This is a genomic window from Ureibacillus suwonensis (assembly GCF_042655065.1).
Lineage (GTDB): Bacteria > Bacillota > Bacilli > Bacillales_A > Planococcaceae > Ureibacillus > Ureibacillus suwonensis.
In genome coordinates, this window is sequence record NZ_JBHSNQ010000021.1 from 1 (window position 1) to 543 (window position 543).

The following is a 543-nucleotide window of genomic DNA, read 5'->3' on the forward strand; positions in this document are numbered from 1 at the left end:
TGAAATTTGTAAAAAATAATTTTAGCAAAAATCGAGTATTCGATCATCTTTCAGATTGGAATCAATCGTGCCACGCTTGGTTGAAAAGAACAGGAAACTATAAAGTTCATCATAATACGAAAAAGAGTAAGCGCCAAATATCCCACACCTTCTAACCCTTTTGATGTTTTGTGATAATGAGATCAACATCAAAAGTTAGGAGGTTTTTATTTTTATGTCCCCAGATGAACGAAAACAATTGTGGCAACAACGAATTGAATCTTATCGATCTAGTGGAGAGTCAAGTGTAAAAGCTTGGTGCAAACAAAATCAAGTAGGTCATCAAAGTATGTATAAATGGATGAAAAGACTAGAGTTAGAGACAACTGAAACTTCACGGACTTCCCCTCAATGGCTAACTGTTGAAGTATCCCATCCGTTGGATGAAAAAAACTCCCCGCTCATCGTTAACATTGGGGAATTTTCCATCGAAGTAAAAGAAGGTTTCAATCCACTCCTTTTCAACGAAGTGGTTCAGGTGCTGAAAACACATGTTAAGTAAAA

General features: G+C 36.3%; 1 protein-coding gene. It reads left to right on the top strand.

The annotated features are described in order from the left end of the window. Window positions 1–214: 214 nt before the first annotated feature. Complete coding sequence (tnpA, locus tag ACFPOH_RS01805) at window positions 215–541, top strand: IS66 family insertion sequence element accessory protein TnpA (RefSeq protein ID WP_096550474.1); 327 nt, start codon at window positions 215–217, stop codon at window positions 539–541. Window positions 542–543: the final 2 nt, after the last annotated feature.